Origin of the sequence: Pontibacter aydingkolensis, from assembly GCF_019443125.1 — a bacterium.
Lineage (GTDB): Bacteria > Bacteroidota > Bacteroidia > Cytophagales > Hymenobacteraceae > Pontibacter > Pontibacter aydingkolensis.
Genome location: NZ_JAHYXK010000020.1, coordinates 1 through 25542, shown reverse-complemented (window position 1 = coordinate 25542; position 25542 = coordinate 1). Strand labels below are relative to the sequence as shown.

Below are 25542 nucleotides of genomic sequence, written 5' to 3'. Positions count from 1 at the left end.
GATTACGCTTTCGAAACCATTTCTTCTTCCCGTTGCTTCTTCTTCACACCGTATGCAATGGCACCAAGCACCACTATAATAAGTATGATAGAAGAAACCAGTGAGATGGTATTGCCCAGAGAATATGCTTTAGGAGCAAACTTAAACTCGATGGTGTGTTTACCGGCTGGTACCTGCATGGCACGCAGAATATAGTTTGCACGGATGTGATCAACTGGCTCACCATCCAGATAAGCTTGCCAGCCATCAGCATAGTATACTTCCGAGAAAACAACTAAACCTTCCTGCGCTGCCTGGTACTCATACTTCAGGTTATTCGGGTCATAAGCCACCAGCTCAATATTGGCATTATCGGCAGAGAACTTCTGCTGCTTTACAGGGAATTTGTTTACGTCTACCACAGCTGTTGTACCGGCATCAAAACCAGTTAGTGCTTCCAATTCTGCATCCGGAGATTGCACGGGCTTTACTTCCTCAACAAACCAGGCATTGCCCAGCGCACCCGGCACACGCTGCACCGGCTGTTGCTGGTCGCCGGTAATGGCATAACGGGTATTTAGCATGCGGTATACTTCCAGGTTGTTCTGTGAAATGTGTCTGTCAATTATATCCTGGTAACGGCGCAGCTTGGCACCGTGGTACCCGCCAATCGACTTATGGAAGTAGGAAGTGCGGGCATCGTTAAACGGATTTGGCAGATTAATAACACGATAACTCAGGTCTTTGTCCTGAAGGATCATCTGGTCGGCCTGGGTTGGCTGGAAATAATTAGCTACCACCTGGCGCTGAAAATCGTCGTTGTTCAGGTAACGCTTGTCCACCATCCACAAATCAGCAAGTATAAGTATGCCAACTCCGGCCATAGCTATTGTAGCCGATAGCTTGTTCTTCACGAAGAAATACAACAAGCCAGCTGCCAGAAGTATAAACACCAAAGAGCGCAGCGCATCAGAACGCATCATACCTTCACGGTCAGCACGGATGGCATCAATTGGGAACTGCGCCTGCATCAATTGCTGGTCTACTGGCGAAACAAAGCTGGCAGAGCCTGCAAACAGCCACACCAGCAAGCAAATACCTCCGGTTATACCTCCGGAAATCAACAGCTTTTTATCAAGATCTTTAATCTGGCCATAGTCTTTAAACAGCCTCCACAGCGCCAGTATACCTAAAAACGGAATCGTGATCTGTGCAATGACCAACGCCGACGATACTGCCCTGAACTTGTTGTAAAGCGGGAAGTAATCGAACATGAAATAGTTAAACGCCTCAAAGTTCTTACCCCAGGCCAGCACAATGGAAAGTATGGTACCTGCCACCAGCCAGCTGGTCCAGCGACGGTCTACGATAAACAGGCCCAGTACGAACAGGAATATCACAATGGCACCAACATAAACCGGTCCGCTTGTCATGGGCTGTGGTCCCCAGTACATCGGTAAGCCTTGTTTTACGATTTGCTCGGCCTGCACAGGGGGTGCACCCAGCTTTAGTAAGGCATTATAAGTATCAGAATCTGTATCCAGTGAAGAGCTGCTGCTACCGCCGTAAAAGTCCGGTATAAGTAAGGTCATGGTTTCGCTTACGCCGTAGCTCCAGTTAAAGGCATATTCCCTGTCCAGGCCGCTGCCAACATTCTCTCCGCTGTTTGGCTGCGTTAACTCCGACTTACCCCTGATGCTGTGTTGGCTGTACTCAGCTGTAGTATAAAGTCTTCCAAAATTTACACCTACGGCAAGTATAGCGGCAATGGCCAGTATAGCTCCACGTTTCAGAAGCTCTGCAATAGTACCATTCTTCACCGCGAAGATGATCTCTACTATACCGAAAATTATCACCAACAGCAGCATGTAGTATGTCATCTGCAGATGGTTGAAGTGCAGGTTAAGCGTAAGGCCAAGTGCAAACAAGGCCGCGCCCAGCCACAGGTTACGACGCAGCGTTACAATCAGCCCAGCCAGCACCATTGGGATATAGGCAATGGTAAGCGATTTGGTGTTGTGCCCTGCCTCCAGTATGATTATGTTGTAAGAAGTAAAGGAAACGGCAATGGCCCCTATGATAGCCAGCCACGAACTCATGCCCATGGCTACAAATAAAATGTAAGCACAGAATAGTGTGATAAAGATATTACCGGCCAAAGCAGGCATATCAAAAGTAAATATGGAGTGTATGACGCCGGACCAATCGCCGGGATAGCGGGTGTTAATAAGGTAAGACGGCATGCCGCTGAACATGGAGTTTGTCCAGAGGGCTTCTTCGCCGGTTGCCTCGCGGTAATCCTGTATCTCTTTGGCGCCGCCTTTAAACTGCAGGATGTCGTGCTGCGAGAGGCCTTTGTCTTCGAAGAGCACCGGCGCAAAGTATACCGCCGTTAATAGTAAAAATACTGCTACAGCAATGATGTGCGGAAGCACATCACGCCTGAAGTTGAAGGGTGTTATCATATCTTTCAAAATCCTAAACAGGAGTTGAAAGATAGCAGTTTTATTTTACTTCTTCATAATCCACGTACTGCCCGCCCTCGAAATCCTTACGGTCTTTCTGATCCGGCACGTAGTCGATTTTAACACCGTCTTTTGTTCTGCCTTTGTCTTGGCTGTTATTTCTGTGGAAGTCCTGGTAAGCCTGCTGCTGTTGCTTCATATTGGAGTAAAAGAACGTGCCGTTGCGAAGGCTCTTTTTCAAAAACAATCCGATCAGGAACCTGAAAAGAAAAGGCGCTACTAAGCGGATAAAGAAAATAATAAGTAGGGTAACGAATATGAATTTGATCATGCTAATGCTTTCTTGCTTAACGAGTATACTGCAAAAACAGTACCTAACCTAGTTATACAAACCTCTTGCCAAAACTTTTGTTTATGACGTTTTGGCGTGATACTGCAAAGATAAGAAGTATACTTGTTTAATGCTTGGATGTTTGGCTTAGTTCCAGCGTTGTTTGTAAACGGGACTTATACTTTCGTTGATTTTACTTATACTCTCTGCTATTCTATCGAGCTAGCTCTTACCCTCAGTCTTATTTACGTCTTGTTTCATTTTATACTTTGGTGCCCTCAAGGCCGGGAGGCCCCGTCTTTGCGTATCGCGCTGTCTATCTTTCCTTTGCTCCTACGTCGCAATGCCTCGCTTGCGCTCGTCACCGGAAACCTAGAAGGCGCTCAACGTAAAGACTGAGACGGACACTTCTTAGTTAGCGGCTGTTGCAATTTGAAATAAAGTATAAATAAAACTCTTGCTATTAAACGAGGGCTTTTGCCAGGTGCACTAATGACGGTCCACTGTTGGGGGTAGGGGCCCATAGCCGTCAGGCTAAGGCGCAAACACTATAGAAAAGGGTATATTATGTGTGTAGTTACCGTTTTTCTTGCGCCTCTCTTTTAGTCCGTCCCTGGTCAGGTAATTGAAAAATTGCCTTGCAGAACTGTAGTGTTTCTGCAGCAGAATGCTATTTACAAATGCTTCCACATGCTCTGTGAGCCATACCATTGCTTTCCATTCACTTACTTCCCTTTGTTGTTTTTGCCACAGGTATATCTTTAACAAATACAGCAAGGGCATAGCCAAAAGCACCAGCAGCAGTGTCCCTGGCAGCATACATTCAAGCCGGTGCACCTGCATGGGCTTTAGCTGGGCTATCTTCCATACCGACTTCCAGGTTTTGAAAACAAGCTCTATCTGCCAGCGCAGGCCGTAGTAGTGCCGGAGCTGGGCGGCAGGCAGATTTTCCACAGCCGCATTGGTAATATAAATCTGGTAGGCGTGCCACAGGAGCTGCTCCTGGGAAACCTGCCGCCCTTTGCGGCGGGCGGTCTGGTGCAGTCGCCTGACCCGCTGCTCATACACCTGTTGGGGCACACGCTCTATGACCAGCCTTACCTGGCCTAGGGTTTCCCGCTCTGAGGCTTTCCCGCCAATGCTTGCCTGCACCTCCCAGAGTTGCAGCTGGGGCGGGAAGCCCTTGATGAGTTGCTGAAAGCACACCTGCTGCCCCTGTTGAAAAAGGCAGGTGCCGCTGCGCAGGCGGGAGATGAAGAAGGCTTTTGCCTGATGCACCTTACAGAGAAAATCCATCTGGTAGAAGCCCAGGTCCCGAATGACCAGCTCGCCGGCTTCTATGCCTGTGGCGCTGTTAAAGCTTTGATCAGCCTTTACCCCTTCTGCCAGCTGCAGGGAGAGCAGTGCTCCGCACTGGCAGTCATATTCATGAAAAAGCTTCGCAGCCGAAGCAGAGGCCGAGCCTCCTGAGCCTCTGTAATGCGCGGCAAGTTGCTCGGGCAGCGTAATGACGGTGCTGTCGCCCAGGCGCACCCTGCTGAATGCAGAGGCCTTACCGGTAAGCGTACTTCTTCTCCAGCCCGGCTGCAAGGTCAGCAAATCGGCAACGCAGGCTTTGAGAAAAGCAACTGCGGCGGCAGAGAAACGCGCATCGAGTGACTGCTTGCTTAAACACACTCCTACCTTTTCCTGCAACGAGGCACAAAGCTGGGTAAGGCTTTTAGAGCAGGCGCTGTGAGCACAGAGCAGGCAGAGCTGCAGAAAATCTAACGCTCCAAGTTTACCGGACCGCTGAATCAAACCGGTAGCTCTGGCTCTTTTATCCAGAGCAGTAGCATCAAAATAATTACTGAAGGTAGCCAGAACACGGCTTGACTTTAGACGGCTTAGAGGAAATGGTATCATAGCGGAAAAGAATAGGTAAAAGAGTTTCTACTACTCAAATCCTAATAAGGAAACAAAAAATACCTAAATTGATAGCAAATCCCTCTTAGCCTGACGGCTATGGGGTAGGGGCCCTCGATAAAGAACGTTCAGCGAGTTTGGAGCGTCCCCGAATCAAGTTCGGGATGTGCCACTTGACTTTTTTCACTCACCTCCTTTTTTCAAGGAGGGGTGCCGCAGGCAGGGTGGTCCCTTGTGTCAAGTAGAATATCCCGAACTTGTTTCGGGGACAAAAAGTAGGACCCAGCCAGCGAGGCGAAAAGCTGACTTGAAACAGACAAGGTTCTATTATAAAGAGTTGTCTTTTCATGGCATTTGCTTAACCTCCCTTCTACCAAGATCCTTACAGGATGACAGTAAAAGAGAAAACCATACTTCCACAAGCTGAAAGCTTGCCTCATGAACAGCCAGAAGATGAAATCTCGCTGCAGGAGATAGCGGGAGAGAGGCAGTCCGGCGCTGCAGTCAAGGGTGCCCGCGCCAGGAAACAACAATCTCTACTTTTTTAGAGCAGGATTAAGCTAAGTTACCTTACCTGCCCCTTCCAAAACTGGCCTGTATACCCAGCGACGGAATAAAGGTCATACCCGAGAAGCTGTGGGTGGTATTTTTAAGCAACTTATAGCTGCCGTAATCCTGATAGTAAATAGTAATAGCAGGCACGAGATACACATACTTGAAGCCTATCCTGGCATTGGCGAACAAGCCGTAAGACCCGAAGCTGTTTTCCTCCATTATCGAGCTCACCCTGTCTACCTCAGCACCTGCTCTCTCGAACAGCCTACCTGGTTCAAATCCATACTTAATAAATGTGTGGTTATATACAGCACCAAAAGCTATACTTCCTTTTTCCTCTTCAGGGCCAAAAGATTTACTGAAGATAATAGGCACGGTTATGTCTTTTCGTTTAGCAGTGAACTGCAGCACCGGCTGTAGCTTGTCCAGGAACAGGTTATCTATCCAGTCAGAGCTTTGGCCGGCATACTGTAAACCTACACTTCCATACCAGTCGCCTACACCAGGGTTTTCGGGTGTGCCCGTTGGACCCATGAACTGGTACTGCGTATCAAAAACATGCACACCTGAGGCATACTTATAACCTACGTCTAAGCGAGGTACGACGCCGTATCGAATATAAAAGTCAAAGGTAGGGCCAACCGGATCGAGGGCATAAGCCAGAAGTGCTTTGGTGGCTGTCTCTATCTCACCGTCGTAGTAAACAGAGTCTTTCTTGGAGATAGCATCTACCGTAGCTTTGGCTATATCATCTAATTGCCCGATGGGCTCGGTGGCTATGTTACCTCCAAAGTTTACACCGGCTTTAAACTTGCCTGGCGCAGTTACCTTACCAGAATTAATAACGGAACGTGGCGCCGTACAACTGGCAGCCAAAACTAATAAGAGCAGAAAGCTACAAACAGCCTTGCCCTTCCAAAGTATACTTCCTCTCATATCTATAATCTTAACGCAAAAGTTTTATAAACTAACACTACGAATAAACGAACTTACCGACTTTCAGATGCTACTCAATTATCCGGCCATACTTTGCTGTAATATTACCCTTCAACTTTAAATCACAAAAAAAGCCCTCCTCTGTTTTTCAGAGGAGGGCTTTTTTACAACAATATACTTTACCCTTCTACTTTCAGGAGGGACTGGAAAGCTTACTTACTCAAGTATAAATTCCTTTCGGAGTATACTTTAATGAAGTAATCATCCTGCAGGTCGTCAATAAAGTAGATGGCCTCGCCGGTAGATTTCATCTCCGGACCTAGCTCCTTGTTCACTTCCGGGAACTTGTTGTATGAGAAGACTGGTACCTTAATCGCGTAGCCGTTTTTGTACGGGTTAAAGTTAAAGTCCTTCACTTTGGCATGGCCCAGCATAATTTTAGTAGCGTAATTGATGTACGGCTCACAGTATGCCTTAGCAATGAACGGGAACGTACGCGATGCGCGCGGGTTAGCCTCAATAATGTATACCACCTCGTCCTTGATAGCGAACTGAATATTGATCACACCTACTGTGTTCAGGGCAACAGCGATCTTCTTGGTATGCTCCTCGATCTGGCGCATCACGTTTTCGCTCAGGTCAAATGGAGGAAGTACCGCATAAGAGTCGCCGGAGTGGATACCAGCTGGCTCAATGTGCTCCATAATTCCGCAGATGTACACATCCTCACCGTCGCAAATGGCATCGGCCTCGGCTTCTATGGCATTATCCAGGAAGTGATCTAAAAGAACTTTATTACCTGGGTGGTCTTTTAACAAGTCGATTACGTGAGCCTCCAGTTCTTTATTGTTGATCACGATCTTCATGTTCTGGCCGCCCAGTACATAACTTGGGCGCACCAGCAGTGGGAACTTCAGTTCTTTGCTTAGCTCCAGCGCCTCTTCAGCAGTTTCGATAACGGCAAACGGAGGATAAGGAATGCCCAGGTCGCGCAGCAGTGACGAGAAAGAACCACGGTCTTCGGCAAGGTCGAGTGCCTGGTAGCTGGTGCCCATTACTTTAATGCCATAGCGGTCCAGCTTCTCAGCCAGCTTCAGGGCAGTTTGGCCACCCAGCTGCACTATTACACCTTCAGGCTTTTCATGCAGTATGATCTCGTAGATATGCTCCCAGAATACCGGTTCGAAGTATAACTTATCCGAAATGTCAAAGTCTGTACTTACCGTTTCAGGGTTACAGTTGATCATGATGGTTTCGTAGCCGCACTCTTTGGCAGCCAGTACGCCGTGCACGCAGCTGTAATCGAACTCGATGCCTTGGCCAATTCTATTCGGGCCAGAGCCAAGCACTACTACCTTCTTTTTGTCAGAAACTATACTTTCGTTCTCGCCTTCGTAGGTGCTGTAAAAGTATGGCGTTTTTGCCTCAAACTCGGCCGCACATGTATCCACCATTTTGTACACACGCTTAATACCAAGCTCCTGGCGCACGTTAAACACTTCGCTTTCACGGCAGCGCAGCAGGTGCGCTATTTGCCGGTCGGCGTAGCCTTTCACCTTTGCCTCGCGCAGCAGTTCTGCAGGCAACGTAGCCAGGTTATACTTCTCTATTTCTTTCTCCATCATATCCAGCTCTTCTATCTGAGCCAGGAACCATGGGTCGATCTTAGTAAGATTCTGAATAGTGCTGGTAGGGATACCGATGCGCATGGCATCTTTTATACTGAACAGCCTGTTCCAGCTAGGATTTTTCAGACTATCGATCAGGTAATTGTAGTCAGTTTTTTCCTTACCGTCGGCACCGATACCATTGCGTTTTATCTCTAAACTCTGGCAGGCTTTCTGAAGCGCCTCCTGAAAGGTACGGCCAATGCCCATTACCTCACCTACCGATTTCATCTGCAGGCCAAGTGTACGGTTTACACCCGGGAATTTATCGAAGTTCCAGCGCGGTATTTTTACGATCACATAATCCAGCGCAGGCTCAAAGTAGGCTGATGTTGTTTTGGTGATGGCATTTTTCAGCTCATCAAGGTTATAGCCAATGGCCAGTTTAGCCGCGATTTTCGCGATTGGATAACCAGTTGCCTTAGAAGCAAGTGCCGATGAGCGCGATACACGCGGGTTGATCTCAATGGCAATGATCATGTCGTCGTCAGGGTTAACAGAAAACTGCACGTTACAGCCGCCTGCAAACTGCCCGATGCCGTTCATCATTTTGATGGCCAGGTCGCGCATTTGCTGGTATACCGTGTCTGGCAAGGTCATAGCCGGAGCAACTGTTATCGAGTCGCCGGTATGTACGCCCATCGGGTCGAAGTTCTCGATAGAGCAGATAATGATCACGTTGCCCAGGTTGTCGCGCAGTAGTTCCAGTTCGTACTCTTTCCAGCCAAGTATACTTTGCTCTACCAGTACCTCGTGGGTTGGCGAGGCATGCAGACCACGCGTAAGGGCCGCATCGAATTCATCAGGGGTATTAACAAAACCGCCCCCCGTACCACCAAGAGTAAACGAAGGGCGAATCACCAGCGGAAAACCTATTTCCTGGGCTATCTCTTTACCCTGCAGGAACGAAGTGGCTGTTTCTCCTTTACAAACGTTCACCCCGAGCTCGATCATTTTCAGTCGGAATTGCTCCCGGTCTTCGGTGGTCTCAATAGCTTTAATATCAACCCCGATAATGCGCACGTCATACTTTTTCCAGATGCCGGCTTTATCGCAGTCGATGGCCAGATTCAGAGCTGTTTGTCCGCCCATGGTTGGCAATACCGCATCGATCTTATGTTTCTCTAAGATCTCAATGATATACTTTTTCTCCAGCGGCTTCAGGTACACATGGTCTGCCGTTACCGGGTCCGTCATGATAGTAGCCGGATTGGAGTTGATAAGTATAACCTCTATTCCCTCTTCTCTTAAAGAACGGGCGGCCTGGGAGCCGGAGTAATCGAATTCGCAAGCCTGACCAATAACGATAGGGCCGGAGCCTATGATCAGAACAGATTTTATGGAGGTGTCTTTAGGCATGGTGTGGTATGTATAAATTGCTCAAAGTTAAGGCAAAATGTTGGGGGGTACAAAAGAAAAGTGTGCTTTATATATTTTTAGCTTTCCCTTGTCAACATAATCAGCTATTATAAGGTTAAGAAGTGAATAAGCTATATTGCCTGAGCAGCCCTCTGAATTTGTTTAAATGGAACAGGTGCCGCAGTTTTACTTTAAGATGATACACAAACATTCAGGCTGCATTGCGTACCTATAAGTATAACCATAAAGCTAAAACCATGAAAGATCCGAAAGAAGACGATATTATTACGAATGCAGACGAAAGCAAGCGCCTGCCCGACGAAAATCCGGAGCCTTTGAAAGGTGTAAAAAAAGATGAAGTGGAAACCAAATCTGTTGACATTATGGACAATGAGCACGAGGGCAAGGAAGAAGGGGGCAATGTAGCTGCCAAAGATGAGAAAACCACCCGTGAACTGGATGGAAGCAATGCCAATAACCTGCGCACTAAGTAGGCTCTAAAACACACAAACCCGCCATGGCCAGCATTTTTTATTAGATGTTGGCAAGGCGGGTTTTACTTTATATAAGATTTGGATATCTGCCCTCTTTGCAATTTCAAAGCAGTGTATTAGGTGTTAATAAAAATTTATGTTATTATATAATATTTTTCAGTTAAAACTTTGATTTTTAGCGAAAAATACTTACTATTACTATAAGTAACTCCACCCTAAAACCCTGCTCCAAATGGTATGTTTCGACTCAGAATATTTGCATGTAGAGTTGTATGAAGAACCCAATGTTTTGGTAACACAGTGGTATGGAAAATGCACCAGCCAGCAGTACCGCGAAGCCCTGTTAAAGTTTAATTCTTATGTCAGACTTTACAATGTAGCTTATGCCATTGCCGACAGACGTCTGCTCCCCCCGTTGTCTAAAGAAGATGCTGAATGGACGGTTAATGACTTTCTGGAATTGTTTGTAAAACTTCCTTTAAAACGATTTGCCGTCATTAACTCGTTCGATGAGGGTGCCGCTGAGCGATATAACCAATTCATTAGCAACAAGCAGCACCCTATTCCTTTTGAAGTCCAAACTTTTGAAGACCTAACCTCAGCCTACGATTGGTTGGTTTCTGTAAAGGCTTAATTTTTACATCTCTGTGCCAAAGGCACCATGTCTTTTCCTGCAAGTATAAAGTACTGGCTCTTCTTTGCCGGCCAGCTATTTATTTCTCTAAATTTCCTGCTTGCATTCTTATCGGGCTTTTCTCTTTAGATTTAGTTCGCGCTCTTTATCAAAAAGATTTACATTAAAAGAGTATATTAGGAGGCTGTTTACGATGAGTTCTCCTATGAAAACACTCTTGCTATCACTGTTTACTTACCTTTTATCTGCACCCATACTTTGGGCAAGCAATACAGATACGGTGCAACTACACAAGCATGTACTGTCACTTACCACTACCAATAAAGCCAGAAACCACCAGAACTTGCAGGAGCTTAACCAGGCTGCAGATTACATTAAAGCTGAATTCACGAAACTGCAGGGTAATGTAACAGAGCAGGTATACAAGGTAAACGGAACCGATTACCGAAACATCATTCTTTCTTCGGGGCCCGCTAATGCACCTTTGCTGGTAGTGGGTGCACACTATGATGTGTGCGGCAACCAACCCGGAGCAGACGATAACGCCAGCGGTGTGGCTGGCCTATTGGAAGTTGCCAGGTTGCTGCAAAACCACACATTACCCTTCAGGGTTGATTTTGTAGCCTACACCTTGGAAGAGCCGCCATACTTCCGCACAGCAAACATGGGGAGTTACGTGCATGCAAAGAGCCTGGCAGAACAAAAGGCACAGGTACTAGGCATGGTTTCGCTGGAGATGATCGGGTATTTTAAGGAGGAAAAAGGGACACAGCGCTACCCCATTGCGCCCATGAAGCTTGTTTACGGTAGCAGAGGCAATTACATTGCCGTAGTACAGCGCTTTGGCAACGGTAAATTCGGACGCAGCTTTTTGCGCGGCTTTAACCAAGCCGCCACCTTGCCGGTAAAATCTTTAAAGGCACCGGCAGCAATACCAGGCGTAGACTTCTCAGACCATTTAAACTACTGGTACTTCGGTTTTAGCGCCCTCATGATAACCGATACGTCTTTTTACCGCAACACCAACTATCACCAGCCCGGCGACACTATTTATACTTTGGATTTTGCCAGAATGGCAAGGGTAGTTGATGGCGTTTATCAGACTATACTTTCTCTTCGGATATAAACTCTATGCTTTATACTTTACTCAAGCTTATTTACAAAGCCGGACTATGGGTGTTCTTCAAAAAATTTGAAGTGCGCAACCGCCACCTTATCCCGGGCAAAGGGCCTTTACTGGTTGTATCTAACCACCCTAATACTTTCATGGATCCAATTGTGACGGCATCGTTGCTGGACCAGCCTGTGTTCTTTATTGCAAAAAGCACCGTTTTCGGAGGCAAGTTCCAGAACTGGATGTTGCGCCAGATGCACCTCATCCCGATAAACCGCCGCGAAGACAGCCCCGAGCAGGCCATTAGCAACGAAGAAGCCTTTGCAGCCAGTTACCGGGCATTGGAGCAAGGTAAAACCATACTTATTTTTCCGGAGGGTAACAGCTTTAACCAGCGTCGCCTGCGTAAAATAAAAACCGGCGCAGCGCGCATTGCCCTGGGTGTAGAAGCAGAAAACCAGCATACACTCGGCCTTAGAATTCTGCCTGTTGGCTTAAACTACTCTGCCCCTACCCGCTTTCAGAGTGAGGTATTCGTAAATTTTGGAGAGTCCATTGCTGTTGCAGATTATGCCGAAGCATTCCAGAAAGATGCTCAGGGCACTGTGCTTGCCTTAACAGAAGAGATAAGAAACCGAATGGAAAGCCTGATCATACACACCCCTACAGACGAGGAGGACGAACTGGCCCGGCACGTCGAAGTGCTGTACAAAGAGAAAATAATGACGTCTGCACCTGTTATTACCCCGGCTCACGAACATGATTTTATACTTAGCCGCGCCATTGTAAAAAGTATAAATTACTTTAGCCAAACTGCCCCTAAACGGGTAGAGCGCCTTAAGCAACGCATTGGCAACTACATGTTGCAACTAAAACGCCTGCAACTCCAGGACGCGGTATTGGGCAAGGGCCACGAAGACATTGTTCGCCAAAGCATAAAAGGTTTGCTGCTGATGGTGTTGGGTTTTCCGGTCTACCTGTATGGGCTGGTGCATAATTATTTGCCTTATATTATTCCCTCAAAAGTAGCCCGTGCCGTTACAAAAGAGGAAGAATGGTACGCACCTATCATGCTTACTGCGGGCATCTTCAGTTTCCCGTTGTTTTATGCGCTGGAAGTATGGCTTGTGGAGTACTGGTTCGATCTTGGTTTGCCTTGGCTTATATTTTATGCTTTTAGCCTGCCTTTAAGCGGCTTTTTTACCTTGGGTTACTGGAATAGGGCACAGCACACCCAGGACCATTGGCTGCTACTGCGCCTGTTCTTTAAGCGCCAGCATGTGGTAAACGATTTGCGGGCACAGCGCACTGCCATTGTAACAGAACTAGAACAAGCACGGCAGGAGTATTTACAGCAACGTGAAGAACCCGCAGCTTGAAAATGCAGTCAGCCCTATCAATTTAAGGCATAGCTTCGTAATAGTATCAAACCAAAACCTGAAACGATGAAAAATACATATGCATTTATACTTGCCGGGGCCATGCTTTTTAGCACCACCCTGTTTAGCTGTTCCACTGAAAGCACCACCGGCGTAGACACCCAAACAACAGAAAATGAGGCAGATGGCCGCTTGAACAACGAAATGGAGGGCGATACAACCAACGAGAACATCAGCCCGTTAGATACTGCCAATACACAAGGCGACACTACTACAGGAAGAATGTAAAGTATAACCAAGGAAGCATCAGGTTAATTACCTATCTGCCGCTTCCTTGGTTTAGTAATTTAATCAGTCATCGCTATCGTCGCTGCCAAGAGCGTATCCTAAGGCCGCTGCCACTAGGCCACCCAACAGGTAATAGCTTACGGTCATTACCTGGGTTTTAGTTGTTTTGTTACTTGGTTCCTCGCCAAGCCCCAGCGGCCCCGGCAAAAGCACGGCGCCAGCGCCTGCAGCTGCTCCCAGTGCCACACCACGCCACCAGGCATTTTTACCTGTGCCTGCCAGGCTATAGTACAGCGAGTTAGAAACCACATCGCCGGCAAGTGCCCAGTTATGCAGCTCTTCTTTATCGTGGGGTGGCTCCTGGTCTGCCTTGGTCATCAGCTTTTCGATGGAGCGCATACCCAGTACATCCATGCGGGGCGCATTGGGCACAAACCTACGCAGTGTTTCGTGCACAACGGTAAGCACCACGGCTCCTGCCAGGCCACTTGCCATGGCTTTTAATGCATTGTTCATAGTTTATACTTTAGAGTTTTGGTTCTGTTTATACTTTTAACTGAACCCAACTGCAAAGGTTATACTTGTATAACAGGATAATCAATTACTTTCATTACCAGGGCCTCCACGCCATCCTGACCAATCTTACGCTCATCGGTGGGGCTATCGAACACAACAAGCACATGTTTCTCATCGAAAACGGCCAGACCTTCGGCTTTGTCTTTACCGGAATTGGCTCCTGTGCCATGTGGTACTTCGTGCAGGCGTTCCAGTTCATTGTGGTGCACCATGTGCTCCGTTTTTCCTTTCAGGGCACCGGGCCAGCGGTAAATGGCAATTACACCGTCCAGGTCCATGGTGGGGCCGGCAAGTATGTACAGATCATCTCCGAAAACACGCAGTTCCCGAATGCCTTTGCCGCGCAGGTTTAGAAAATGTTTTTTATAGTAATGCTCTCCTGCCAGCTTCTTAAGATGAAGTATACCTTTTTCGTCTTCTTCTACCTCTACCTCCAAAATAACGGCCCAGCCTCTGAGCACCGGCCCGCGAAGGCCTAGGTAAATGCGGCTGCCATGCGTTGCCAGGCCTTCTATATCAAACCCATTATCTTTGCCGGGGATGTTCATAAAAGGCCCCAGATGCTCATCGTTCTGCAGCACTTCTGTTAAAAGGCTGCTGGTGGTATCGCCGCGCAATTGGGCTGCCCTTAGCGTATGGCCATGGTTTTTAGGATTGTCTGTTTCTTTATGCAGCTCATAATGGCCTGTAGCTTCATTTTTTAGAATCGGAATACGAGCCAGTATGTAACGGTTGGGATCGGTGGTTACCTCTGAGAGCCGCTGCAGTTGCTTTTTTATACTTTGGTGGCGCTTGGGCTTTCTGCGCTTCAGGCTGTGCGAGCCAATTATCCACAGGTAGTTATTAGCCATACCAATACCCTCAATGTCTATTTCGCTTTTATCGCTGGCAGGCAGTTCCAGGTAATCAGCTACCTCAAAAGAAGTATGATCTGCAAAAGAGCCGTCCTTCTGAATCGATAAGCGCTCAATGGTGGTTCGCTCGTCGCAGGTAAGCCAGAGGTCGTTTTCAGTGCGAAGAGCTGCCGAAAGTCCGTCTCGCACATGCTTTTCGTTTACAAGGCTTAGTTTGTTCTTGAAGTTAAGCATAATCTTTTTAGCCATACTTTGTCTTACTGAATAAGATATTAATGTACGTTAAAGTATAATTGATGTATGGCTGGAAGCAAGTTGCAAGTATAAAATTATACTTTACCAGAAGGCAAAAAAGCGCCGGACATTGTTGCCCGGCGCTTTCAATTTATTTTTAAATCAGCCTTTATCTTGTACCAATGTTCGGTGAGCCGCCTTTATTCTTTTTTGACTGCTTAGAGGCTAGCGAACTTACTTTGTTTTTGATGTTCGCTTTGTTCTTAGAACCCATTGCCAGCCAGCCAGCTCCTAAAGCCAGTAACGAACCACCTATCACCTTCTGAGTAGTGCTCAGGCTATTCACTTTCTGCATAGCTGTATTTCCGAACTGCTGCAGCTTGTCCTGTACGTTCTTCATCCCTGCCTGGCCTGAAGAGCCCTGCTGGTTACTACGCCCTTGCATAGATCCAGAGCCTGAACTTTTGCCCGACTGATTGGACTGCTGGTTAAACTGCGAAGATCCGGATGGTGAAGAACTGCTTGATCCGGTCATGTTACTTGCGTTTCTGTTCTGCGAAGATCCTGAAGGCTGGTTACTGCTTCCTGAAGACCCTTGCATACCACTTTGAGGACCTGAGTTGGCTCTGTTCTGTGGTTGTGATTGCTGATTTCTATTACTTGAACTATTCTGATTGTTTTCCATAATCTTATTTAATTTAAAGTTTATTTCCGATAGCCATCCATCTGTTTCCTGCCCCTAATCTGGCTAATCGCACAAAGAGCATCAGACTTATTTTATCGCTAAATATGTGTAAAGGGTTGCGTTTTATTAATCTTTCTACAAATCAAGGTAGCTAAAGCCTGTTATATTTATATATAGAATAACCGTTCAGTAAAGCCGTTTCAAAAAGAGCATGCCATATATTTAGTGCAATTTTACTAAACCGTTTTACTGCTGTAGCCCTTTTAGCTTAGAAAGGGCTTCCATTGTTTTCTGCCAATCATCCAAATCATCTTTCCCCTGGGCTGGAGCTTTAGCATCACTGTAAAACCTGAGAAGGTCATCCCTCAGACTGGCAGTCATGTGTTCAAAATCTTTTTTTTCCAGTTTATCCAGAAGTTTGGTATAGGTTTCATCGGCTAGCTTATACTTTCCTGCCGCAATGGGTTGGCCGGTGTCTAGTTGCAGATTCTTAAAATTGGGTTTATCGCTTGTTTTTAATTGCTGCAGAGTGCCACTGTATGCATCCACTGTTTTGTTAAAGCTTTCCATGAAATATTTCTCGGCTTCAGGGGTAGGTGGCACTAAAGCCAACGGCCTTAACGGTCCTATCTTTGGCAGTACTCTGATGATCCAAGCGGTAAAGCGATGAAAAATGTTAGGCCTCTCGTAGTTGTTGCCCCACTCTTCGTGGTAACGCGCCATGCGCATTCGGTATACAAACTCATTGCGGGTAGCTCCCGGATGTTCCTCCCTGATCTCGTTTTTTTTAGCATGCCAGGCTGCTTTGGTAAGCTCGGGTATCAAGCCTCTTATAGTATAGCGGTAAGAGCCGATTGCCATGGGCAGACTAACAAATACATCCTTCAACTCTAAACCGTAGGTCTCCAGAAAAGCTCTTTCCAGCACCTCAGGAGCCACCTCAAAACCGATAAATGCTTTATAGTTCTCCGGCGCATAGTTGCCTCTTGCCACCTGAAGCACATCAAACCCAAACTCTGTTTTAACATGCGACACAGGATCATCGGCATAGGTAACGTTGTCGCCAAACTCGGCTTTTACTTTTGGGTATACCAATGGCACTGCTCGGTTTGTGCCAATGGGGTGGCCGTAGATATCGGCGTTATAGTGCGCCAGTGCCCCCAGGGCAAAGCCAAACTCATCTAAGGTTTTAGAAGAGGAGATCAGGTTTTCTACAAAATCCCCGGTACGCACATAATGCACCAGGTCTGTAAAAAAAGCATTGCCAAACGGGAAGTATCCCATATCCTGCACAATAGAGCCTCCGTAGGCATGTGCCCGGGCTTTTCGCAGGTCTTCTTCGGTGGCATGGGGATAACGCTTAAGCAACAATGGCTGAAGGCTTTTCTCCCAGGCGGCATCTATAATGGCCTGGTGTGTAAGTACACTATAGGCAGATGCAGGCGCAGGCATAAGCATACAACCTAAAAGTATAAGGGCGAGGCAGTAGAAACTGCGCTGTAGTTTAGATAGCATAACACAGAAAGTACGCATACCACTGCAAAAAGTATGGATTTAGGATTTGTTGTTGAGCGGAGGCTTGTTTCTGCGGTACATCATTACCTCTACCAGGCTCACTCCTACCAGCATCCACAACAAGCCCAGCAGAAACCCCGCCAGCACATCAGACAGGTAGTGCACCCCCAGGTATATCCTGCTAAACCCAACCAGAAGTATAAGTATAACGGCCAGCCAGAGACAAAGACGCTGATACCGGTTTTTATCGTAATGCCGGTACAGAAAATAGGCAAGCAAACCATAAAGTGCGAGCGCGGTAGTGGCATGCCCACTGGGAAAAGAATAATGCACCACTTCGTAATAGGCTACATCGGCAGGCCTTGCCCGGCTGATAAAAGTTTTACCGTACCTTACCGATAAGCCCAGGCCTCCCATTACCAGCCAGAAGGCGATAAGCGCAACAAAACGCCGCCGGTATACAAAGATCGCCGTAACAACCGCCCCAAGAATAAAGACAGCCTCCCGCTCTCCTAATTGGGTTATCACATAGAAGAACTTACTTAGCCACGGCTGGCGAATGTTGTACAACATAGAAGTAAATTCCTTGTCTGCCACCACTATCCACTCTGCGTCCATTACGCTTTCGGTAAGCTCAGACAGCAAACCTATGTTTAAAAAAGCCAGAACCGCAACCAGCGTTAATGGCAAACCGATAAAGCTTTTAGTATGAAAACGAGCTCCTATAAACGAAGCCAGTTTGGGGAACCTGTGTTGGAAAACTCTAATAAACGAATGGTCCAGAACCCAACGCTTTGCTTTTCTTACTTTATGAGACAACAGGTTTTTCATGGCGGCATGAGGCTGATTAAACTATACGCAGCTCTTTTGTTTTGTTTGCTAGCCTGCGCTATTGCCTGTTATTAAAGATCAATACACCCTTAAAAACAAGCCATAACACAACTCAACCGCTCTAAATAAAGTACATATTTAGTATGAAGGGGATAGATCATGTATTTGACAAGATAATGCTCGCAACAGGAATCGCCTTGTTGATCCTGTTTTGGTGGCAGTTTCCTGCTATGCCTTCCCCAGACAGACAGCATTATGCATCTTACAATTCTGCTACGGAGGTGATTACCTCTACATCTAAATGGACTTATCTAAAGCCGGATAAGGCACTTACGCCACGCCAGGTTATACGCATACAGATGCGCGCGCTCCAGGAAAACGATCACCAGGATAGCGGCATTATAACGGTATTCAACTTCTCGTCGCCTAAGAACAAAATGCACATTGGCCCTATAAACCACTTTAGATTAATCGTAAGAGACCCTGCCTATCGCACCATGCTAAACTTTAAAAGTTACAAAACCGGGCAACTGGTGATAACTGAAGACAAAGCTTACCAGTTGGTAGTAGTTACTGGCAGAGACGGAACTGAGGATGTGTACCTTTTTATACTAGCCAAGCAGCGCAGAGGCAGTTATAAAGGATGCTGGATGACAGAAGGCATTGCACGCATGGAGCCTGGCAGGCAAACAAGCTTAACGTAGGCAGATTTTATACTTACAAAGCGAGTTCCATCTTAATATCGGCACGCTCATAGATGCTGGGGGGCATAGGCACTTCTACAAAACCGAGGCGCTTATAAAGGTTTAGTGCGGTTTCTAAGCGCCTGTTAGAAACAAGGTATACCTTTTGTGCCCCTACTTGTTTGGCTCTGTACAGGGCAGCCTCTCCAAGCATTTTACCGATCTTCATACCCTGCATTTTAGGGGCAACTGCCATTTTAGCCAGTTCATAAACCCCATCACCCTCGTTTAGCAAGGCGCATGTGCCAACAGGTTCGCCGTTAAACAGCGCAATCAAAATATGCCCACCCTTATTTATAATATAGCCCTGCGGATCTGAGAGCGATTTGATATCAGCATCCTCCATTACAAAATATTTGGATATCCACTCGTGGTTAAGGTCGTAAAAAGCTTTTGCGTAAAACAGGTTAAAATCTACGATCTGTATTGCCGACGGAGTGTTGTAATGCTGTGCCATGGTGCGTTAGAGTGCGAAAGCTGCAAAATTACACTAAGGCAAACTCTCTTACAAACAAACAGCCTGCACCGCTGTAAATGTGATGCAGGCTGTTTGCTTACAAAAAGAAAACTATCCTTAATCTACAAGCTGGCCTCTTAGTTCGCCATTCGGATAAGTGGTGCTGTGTACGTTTAAGTACCATCTGCCATCTAGCAATTCATCTTCTTCTGCTTCTGTTAATGGCCGGGTGCTCCCGGAAGCAGAACCCTGATAGGTACGGTTAGAGGCAACCGGGGTAATATCTATTACAACCGGTGCGTTTGCTGTAGTAGAAGCCGGGCCATGGAAATGCATCCCTGTTAAATTATCGCTAACGTTACCCAATGTCCAGGTAACTGAGTAAGTAATGATATTGGTATCGCGGTCATAGGTAGCATTAAGTGTTCCTGAGCCGGAGGATGTAACGGCTGGAACCTCGTTAGCGCCTAAAAGCTGTATGTTGTCAAACTCAACTTCATCATCCGGCAAAACATCAATATCATCGTCGTCATCGTCGCAGGCAAGGGCGAAGCAGCTTAAAACCATCAGGCAATAAACCAGCATCTTTCTCAAATCAATGTTAAAATCTTTCATGGTATTATATATTAAGCAATGATAATCAATACATTACATGTTATTTTTTACTATACCACAGCTAATTAGTTAATCCTATATCAGGTTATTCCGTAAGTCGCACTTAATATAGTATAAGGCTATAGTTTGAATTGGTAAACGCAGCATTTTTAAACACCTGATGTTATGGCCAGTTAAGCTGATGCTGCCACTCTTGTTTGGTTTGAACGCTCGATAATTTAATGCACCTGACTATGGACGCTGCTGTACCGCTGTGGCTAAAACTTGCCTATACTCTGTTTGTGATGGTGCTGGTGCCTGTGTATTGGGTAAAGTATAAACCCGCTAACTTTCTGTGGTTTTCTGATATTGCGCTGTTCTCTGTAGGCATTGCCCTCTGGACCGAAAGCCGTATGATGGTAAGCATGGTGGCCGTGGGTGTGTTGGCCCTGGAACTATTCTGGAACGTGGATTACTTAGGCAGCCTTATGCTTCGCAAGCCGTTATTTGGGTTAAGTGACTATATGTTTGATAGTACCAAAAGCTTTTTTCTGCGCGGTTTATCACTGTTTCATGTGGTGCTGCCCGCAATTGTTATCTGGCTGCTGCTAAACTGGGGATACGATACAAGAGCAATCTACTACCAAACTCTACTTATCTGGATTGTGCTACCCATAGTATACCTTTTTACTGACCCCAAGGAGAATATTAACTGGGTATTTGGCCCCGGGAGCAAACCGCAAAACAAGATCCCGCGCGTCTTATATTTCTGGATCATGATGGTGTTTTTCCCGCTAGTGGTTTTCCTACCGTCTCATTTTATGCTTAAGTGGCTTTTCAATTAGCCATAAAGTATAAAAGCGGATAATAAACCCGCTTTTATACTTTGAGTTTATACTTCGCCAGACAGGAAGTACCAATAGCCTGAAGTATTAACAGAAAGCTTAAACAGATAATACTTTAGCCGTTTGTGCTTTGTCAAATATTCTTTTGTCTGGGCTCCTAAATGGTAGCAATATTAGCATCCGGCACTTTGATCTTCTCTTTTTTCTCCAGACCTGAAATGATTTCAATGTTTATACCATCCGACAATCCGGTTTTAACTTCCCGCTTCTCAAAAACCTGCGGTGCTGTTTCTACCTCTACGTAAGGCTGGTCTTTTTCGAACTTCAGCATGCTTTCTTTGATCGCAAGCACTTTGTCGCGCTTGTCCAGCACAATATCGGCGTTGGCGCTGTAGCCTGCCCTTATAAAATCTCTCTCATCCAGCAACACCTGTGCACGTATCGGGAATTTGATAGAGCCTTCTTCCAGCACGCCTTTTGGGGCAATGTACTCCAGCTTGGCATTAAATACACGGTTCTCAATAGCACCAATAGTAAGTAGCAGGTCCATGTTCTCTTTCAGCTTGCCTACTTCCGATTCGTCTATCTTGCCCTCAAAAATAAGGCTGCGCATATCAGCCACGGTGGCAATGGTAGTGCCCTCGTTAAAGTTGTTGCGCTCAATAATAGAAGTACCCACTTTTACAGGCACATCCAGCAGCATACCGTCTATGGTAGAGTATACCAGGTTAGTTGATTGGCTACGCTTACGCGATGTGCCTTCGCGCACCAGTTGCAGGTTGCTTTCAGCAGCTTTCAGGGCCTCTTGTTTTAGATTATAGTCGGCTTTATACTTGCGGTACTCCTGCTCTGGTATAACTTTTTGCTCATACAGTTGCTCGTAACGTGCCAGTTCGCGCTTTGCCTCATCAAAGTTTAGCTTAGCGGTTTGCAGCTGCGTTTCGGCGTTGTTCACGCTTACCATGTTCGGCACGATCTTGATTTTGGCAAGTAACTGCCCCTGCTTTACTACCTCACCGGCCTCCACATACAGCTCTTCCACGATACCCGACACCTGCGACTTTACCTGCACCTCCTTGCGCGGCACAATAGAGCCCGTGGCAACGGTTTTCTTTACAATTTCTGTTTCGAAGGGAGCTTCTGTTTTATAAACCACAGGATCGGTGTTCGACTTTTTGTAGAAGTAATAGCCTAACCAGGCCGATAGGCCAAGGAACACCACAATAAACAAGCCTAATAAAACCTTTTTCATACTTCGGGTATCAGTTAACAGTTGTTAGTTATTCGTTGTTAATTATGATCTCTCATTAATCTTTATTCGTCGCGAAGTGCCACTACAGGGTTTACTCGCGCTGCTTTTGTAGCAGGTATAAGACCTGCCAAAGCGCCAGTGAGCACAAGCAGGATAGTGGCCGTTACAGCAATTCCGAGGTTTACTTCCGGTATACCAAAAAAGCCCGCCTGCACATCAAACTTAACCATCAGGTATTCTATAAGCGCGATCAAACCTGTACCAGTTAACAAGCCAACGTAACCGGCAAAACCGGTTATCACAATAGACTCCTGTATGATCAGGCTGATAATGGACAAGGGTGTTGCCCCAAGCGCCTTCCTGACACCTATCTCTTTGGTGCGTTCTTTTACCACGATCAGCATAATATTACCCACACCAATAATGCCCGCGAAAATGGCACCTATACTTACCAGCCAGCTAAAGCCTGCTATACCTAAAAACAGCCCCTGCACATCCTGAAACTCCTTCTCCACGTTGGCAGAGCCAAAGGCTTTGAGATCATCGGGAGCTACATTATGGCGCTTCATCAGCAGCGTCTTCACTTTATCTTCTATCACTGCGGCGGGTATACCTGGTTTAGGTGTAAGCGCCATAGAGCCGACTTGGTTAGGCTGGTTAAAAGTTTGCTGCAAGGCTGTATTAGGCAGAAAGATAATCTTAGAGTCTTCTACAATATCCTCGCCTTTACCTACAGGCTCGAAAGTGCCCACCACCAGAAAATAACTCCCTTTGATATTGATGTATTCGCCTATAGGATCTGTGTCTTTAAAGAGCAACTCCAGTGTGCGGGGGCCTATAACTGCCACTTTCCTGCGCTCACTTATGTCTTTTTGGTTGATAAACCTGCCACTCATTATCTTGGTTGGCCTTACCTGCAGCATCTCCGGGGTTTCGCCACGCACAGTAAAGGCAGCGCTTTTTGTTTCGTAATGCACCGCAAAATCTCCGCGCAGCTGGTTGTTTGGAGCAATAACAGCTACCTCAGGTATACTTGAACGTATAGCAGCCACATCATCGTTCGTCATCTGTATAAACCGGCCCGCCTTTAAACCCATATAAGGCATGCTGGTGCGTTGGGTCCAGATAAACACTGCGTTCTTGGCAACATTAAACTCACTTACCACACCATTCTCCAGGCCTTTGCCAGCCCCCAACAGCACCACCAACATAAAAATGCCCCAGAACACGCCAAAGGCAGTCAACGCCGTACGAAGCTTATGCTTCTTTACAGTGTTGTAGATCTCGGTCCATTTATCAATGTCTATCATGCCTTTGTTAATTTTGAATGACTGATTGTGTGAATGAGTGAGTATTTAATTGTTGAATGGTTTAATTATTAACTTGTTGACTTATTGATACTTGCCACAATTTCTTACCCCCCTCTATTTATTCACTCATTGAACCTAGTCAGCCCTTAACGCCTCTATCGGTTTAATTCTGGCAGCTTTTAGCGCTGGCATTAAACCTGCAATGGCTCCACTCAATACCAATACTACCGTAGCCGATATTGCCACATCAGGGTCTACTTCAGGGTTGGCAAAGAACGGCATATCGGCCCCCGACGATTCCATGGCATACTCCATTAAAGCCAGTAACCCTGTGCCAGCCAATAACCCCATATAACCCGATAGCCCCGTGATCACGATTGACTCCTGAAGTATAAGGCTCACAATAGAGAATGGCGTTGCTCCCAGCGCTTTCCGAACGCCAATTTCGCGGGTACGCTCCTTTACAATGATCAACATAATATTACTCACGCCTACTATGCCGGCTATTAAAGTGCCGATGCCCACAACCCACACAAACATGCGGATGCCGTTAAACAAGCCCGTCACTTTCTTGAACTCCGCTTCCGTGTTCTCAATACCAAGGGCCATATCGTCGTCTTCAGAAAACTTGTGGCGCTGTGCAAGTATAGTTTTCAGGCGAATTTCCATTTCTTCAGCGGGCACACCGTTCTCAGCAGTCAGGATCATCATCTGCACCTGGTTTGGCTGGTTAAACGTACTCTGGATGGTAGAAAAAGGAATATAGGCGCGTTCTTCGCGGCGAGCGCCGTTGTTGCCTCCCACGCTAAATGTGCCTACCACTTTAAAATGGATGCCCCGTATAGTTACATACTCTCCGATTGGGTTTTGCTCACCAAAAAGCACTTCTGCCGCCTGCTCCCCCAGCACCACTACTTTCCGCTTTTCTGCCTCATCATTTTGGTTTAAAAGGCGACCTCGGGCAGCAATTTCGCCATTCATTATCATAAAATCCGGTTCAGCCCCAAACACCTGGAAAGACCCGTTCTGCTTTTTATAGTTAATGGTATACTCCCCCATTACACGGTTGCGCGGGGCCATCATGTTCAAGCTTTCCACTTCCCGGTCAATTGTCTGCAGGTCCTGGTTGGTTAACTTTATCTCACGACCCGGGCTCATGCCCTGATGTGCCAGCGCAGTTTTACCGCTCCAGATATAGATGCTGTTCTTGGCTCCATGCCCAAAACGATTAACTACACCGTTCTCCAGACCTTTACCTGCTCCCAGCAATAGCACCAGCATAAATATGCCCCAGAACACCCCGAAGGCCGTCAGGAAGGTACGCAGCTTGTTTTTCTGCATGGTCCCTAGTATTTCCTGCCATTTGTCTAAGTCGAACATTAATTTAATTGTGAATGAGCGAATGAATGATTGAGTGAATAAGTAATTTTTAAAACTTGTTTTTAATGAAATTTACGCCTCATGAACTCTTGCTATGTAATAAAGCGAATGGACGAAGTGTAAATTCACACATTCACTCATTCAAAACTTATTAAAGGCTTCTCTCTCTGCAACAGCAGTTTCCAACATGCCATGATCATCGTTCACTATTAAGCCGTCTTTTAACCTGATAACACGGTGTGTCTGGGCAGCAATGTCGTTTTCGTGGGTCACGATCACTACGGTCATGCCTTTGCGGTTCACTTCTTTAAAGATATCCATCACTTCATAAGAGGTCTGGGTATCGAGTGCGCCGGTTGGCTCATCGGCAAGTATAAGCTTAGGTTGCGAGATAAGTGCCCGGGCAATAGCCACGCGCTGTTTCTGGCCGCCAGACAGTTCGTTTGGCGAATGCTCTGCCCAATCCTTCAGCCCTACCATATCCAGGTATTCCAGCGCCATTTTGTTGCGGTCTTTGCGTCCTACTTTTTGATAATAGAGCGGCAAGGCCACGTTTTCCATGGCATTTTTAAACGATAGCAGGTTAAACGACTGAAACACAAAACCCAGAAATTTATTGCGGTAGTAAGCAGCCTTGGTAGCAGACAAGTTTTTGATGGATGTGCCGGCCAGCATGTACTCGCCCTTATCATAATCATCCAGTATACCCAGTATATTGAGCAGTGTGGACTTACCGGAACCCGACGAACCCATGATTGAGACAAATTCTCCCTCACGCACATGCATATCTATACCTTTAAGCACATGCAGCTTATTTTGCCCTACTGCATAGTACTTATGTATGTTGCTTAAGTGTATCATAGGCTGTAAGCTAGTTATATGGCTGTACAATTATTTACGGTAGTTTGCTATGCAAGGCACTATAAAACAAGTATATTCTAACATACATTATACTTATACCCAGAATCTCTCTGTAAAATACTCCCTTATGTCTATGAAATTGCTGAACAGATAAAAGTTTTAAAGCTCTTACATATTAAATAACTCAAGTTGCGAGCTACTCAATTACTTGAGCTAGCGTGTAGGCGAAGATAAAGAGGATTAGCTTTAGGATGAATCCTTCGGCTGTGACGGCATGGATCTTCCTGGGGAAGAAGCCG

At 46.4% G+C, this 25542-nt stretch carries 23 protein-coding genes and 1 pseudogene; 7 read left to right on the top strand and 17 right to left on the bottom strand.

Annotation, left to right across the window (positions count from 1 at the left end):
- Positions 1 to 2 precede the first annotated feature (2 nt).
- The 5 genes from K0O23_RS17310 to carB form a co-directional block, all read right to left on the bottom strand.
- On the bottom strand, positions 3 to 2444 hold the full coding sequence (locus K0O23_RS17310; RefSeq protein ID WP_219878712.1) for a YfhO family protein: 2442 nt from the start codon (positions 2442 to 2444) through the stop codon (positions 3 to 5).
- A gap of 40 nt (positions 2445 to 2484) precedes the next feature.
- The gene (locus K0O23_RS17305) at positions 2485 to 2775 is read right to left on the bottom strand and encodes a DUF4834 family protein (RefSeq protein WP_219878711.1); all 291 of its coding nucleotides are present in this window, start codon (positions 2773 to 2775) and stop codon (positions 2485 to 2487) included.
- A 534-nt stretch (positions 2776 to 3309) separates the two neighbouring features.
- Complete coding sequence (locus K0O23_RS17300) at positions 3310 to 4680, bottom strand: IS4 family transposase (protein WP_219878710.1); 1371 nt, start codon at positions 4678 to 4680, stop codon at positions 3310 to 3312.
- A 570-nt stretch (positions 4681 to 5250) separates the two neighbouring features.
- Positions 5251 to 6171, bottom strand: coding sequence for a hypothetical protein (locus K0O23_RS17295; RefSeq protein ID WP_219878709.1), 921 nt, complete (start codon positions 6169 to 6171; stop codon positions 5251 to 5253).
- A 212-nt stretch (positions 6172 to 6383) separates the two neighbouring features.
- Positions 6384 to 9197, bottom strand: a complete 2814-nt coding sequence (gene carB, locus K0O23_RS17290; protein WP_219878708.1) for a carbamoyl-phosphate synthase large subunit — start codon at positions 9195 to 9197, stop codon at positions 6384 to 6386.
- A gap of 257 nt (positions 9198 to 9454) precedes the next feature.
- Between carB and K0O23_RS17285 the strand changes: the two genes are divergently transcribed.
- The 5 genes from K0O23_RS17285 (at position 9455) to K0O23_RS17265 (ending at position 13106) form a co-directional block, all read left to right on the top strand.
- On the top strand, positions 9455 to 9691 hold the full coding sequence (locus K0O23_RS17285) for a hypothetical protein (RefSeq protein WP_219878707.1): 237 nt from the start codon (positions 9455 to 9457) through the stop codon (positions 9689 to 9691).
- 232 nt (positions 9692 to 9923) lie between these two features.
- The gene (locus K0O23_RS17280; protein WP_219878706.1) at positions 9924 to 10325 is read left to right on the top strand and encodes a hypothetical protein; all 402 of its coding nucleotides are present in this window, start codon (positions 9924 to 9926) and stop codon (positions 10323 to 10325) included.
- Positions 10326 to 10530: 205 nt separating this feature from the next.
- A complete protein-coding gene (locus tag K0O23_RS17275; protein WP_246597188.1) occupies positions 10531 to 11451 on the top strand; it encodes a M28 family peptidase in 921 nt (306 codons plus the stop codon).
- Positions 11452 to 11456: 5 nt separating this feature from the next.
- The gene (locus K0O23_RS17270; protein WP_219878704.1) at positions 11457 to 12818 is read left to right on the top strand and encodes a 1-acyl-sn-glycerol-3-phosphate acyltransferase; all 1362 of its coding nucleotides are present in this window, start codon (positions 11457 to 11459) and stop codon (positions 12816 to 12818) included.
- Positions 12819 to 12884: 66 nt separating this feature from the next.
- On the top strand, positions 12885 to 13106 hold the full coding sequence (locus tag K0O23_RS17265) for a hypothetical protein (protein ID WP_219878703.1): 222 nt from the start codon (positions 12885 to 12887) through the stop codon (positions 13104 to 13106).
- Positions 13107 to 13169: 63 nt separating this feature from the next.
- Here the strand turns inward: K0O23_RS17265 and K0O23_RS17260 are convergent, their stop codons facing one another.
- The 5 genes from K0O23_RS17260 to K0O23_RS17240 all read right to left on the bottom strand — a co-directional run bounded on the left by K0O23_RS17260 (position 13170) and on the right by K0O23_RS17240 (position 17801).
- A complete protein-coding gene (locus K0O23_RS17260; protein ID WP_219878702.1) occupies positions 13170 to 13622 on the bottom strand; it encodes a hypothetical protein in 453 nt (150 codons plus the stop codon).
- A gap of 59 nt (positions 13623 to 13681) precedes the next feature.
- On the bottom strand, positions 13682 to 14785 hold the full coding sequence (locus K0O23_RS17255) for a DUF3616 domain-containing protein (RefSeq protein WP_219878701.1): 1104 nt from the start codon (positions 14783 to 14785) through the stop codon (positions 13682 to 13684).
- Positions 14786 to 14939: 154 nt separating this feature from the next.
- Positions 14940 to 15455, bottom strand: coding sequence for a hypothetical protein (locus K0O23_RS17250; protein ID WP_219878700.1), 516 nt, complete (start codon positions 15453 to 15455; stop codon positions 14940 to 14942).
- 246 nt (positions 15456 to 15701) lie between these two features.
- The gene (locus tag K0O23_RS17245) at positions 15702 to 16970 is read right to left on the bottom strand and encodes a zinc dependent phospholipase C family protein (protein ID WP_219878699.1); all 1269 of its coding nucleotides are present in this window, start codon (positions 16968 to 16970) and stop codon (positions 15702 to 15704) included.
- Between the two features lie 39 nt (positions 16971 to 17009).
- The gene (locus K0O23_RS17240) at positions 17010 to 17801 is read right to left on the bottom strand and encodes a phosphatase PAP2 family protein (protein ID WP_219878698.1); all 792 of its coding nucleotides are present in this window, start codon (positions 17799 to 17801) and stop codon (positions 17010 to 17012) included.
- A gap of 143 nt (positions 17802 to 17944) precedes the next feature.
- Here K0O23_RS17240 and K0O23_RS17235 point away from each other — a divergent pair, with 143 nt between their 5' ends.
- Positions 17945 to 18505 (top strand): DUF4864 domain-containing protein, encoded by a 561-nt coding sequence (locus tag K0O23_RS17235; RefSeq protein ID WP_219878697.1) that lies wholly within the window; start codon positions 17945 to 17947, stop codon positions 18503 to 18505.
- A 13-nt stretch (positions 18506 to 18518) separates the two neighbouring features.
- Here the strand turns inward: K0O23_RS17235 and K0O23_RS17230 are convergent, their stop codons facing one another.
- On the bottom strand, positions 18519 to 19001 hold the full coding sequence (locus K0O23_RS17230; RefSeq protein ID WP_219878696.1) for a GNAT family N-acetyltransferase: 483 nt from the start codon (positions 18999 to 19001) through the stop codon (positions 18519 to 18521).
- A gap of 117 nt (positions 19002 to 19118) precedes the next feature.
- Positions 19119 to 19616, bottom strand: a complete 498-nt coding sequence (locus tag K0O23_RS17225) for a CHRD domain-containing protein (protein WP_219878695.1) — start codon at positions 19614 to 19616, stop codon at positions 19119 to 19121.
- Positions 19617 to 19849: 233 nt separating this feature from the next.
- Here K0O23_RS17225 and K0O23_RS17220 point away from each other — a divergent pair, with 233 nt between their 5' ends.
- Positions 19850 to 20440, top strand: a complete 591-nt coding sequence (locus K0O23_RS17220) for a membrane-associated protein (RefSeq protein WP_219878694.1) — start codon at positions 19850 to 19852, stop codon at positions 20438 to 20440.
- 157 nt (positions 20441 to 20597) lie between these two features.
- Here the strand turns inward: K0O23_RS17220 and K0O23_RS17215 are convergent, their stop codons facing one another.
- The 5 genes and pseudogenes from K0O23_RS17215 to K0O23_RS20595 form a co-directional block, all read right to left on the bottom strand.
- Positions 20598 to 21692 (bottom strand): efflux RND transporter periplasmic adaptor subunit, encoded by a 1095-nt coding sequence (locus K0O23_RS17215; RefSeq protein WP_219878693.1) that lies wholly within the window; start codon positions 21690 to 21692, stop codon positions 20598 to 20600.
- Between the two features lie 62 nt (positions 21693 to 21754).
- Positions 21755 to 23002, bottom strand: a complete 1248-nt coding sequence (locus K0O23_RS17210) for an ABC transporter permease (RefSeq protein WP_219878692.1) — start codon at positions 23000 to 23002, stop codon at positions 21755 to 21757.
- Between the two features lie 135 nt (positions 23003 to 23137).
- Entirely contained in the window at positions 23138 to 24382 is a 1245-nt protein-coding gene (locus K0O23_RS17205) for an ABC transporter permease (RefSeq protein WP_219878691.1), read from the bottom strand.
- Between the two features lie 141 nt (positions 24383 to 24523).
- Positions 24524 to 25243 carry an ABC transporter ATP-binding protein gene (locus K0O23_RS17200; protein WP_219878690.1) on the bottom strand — a complete coding sequence of 240 codons (720 nt, stop codon included), beginning with the start codon at positions 25241 to 25243 and terminating at the stop codon, positions 24524 to 24526.
- A gap of 196 nt (positions 25244 to 25439) precedes the next feature.
- Positions 25440 to 25542, bottom strand: a pseudogene (locus tag K0O23_RS20595) (IS982 family transposase); the annotation flags it as partial.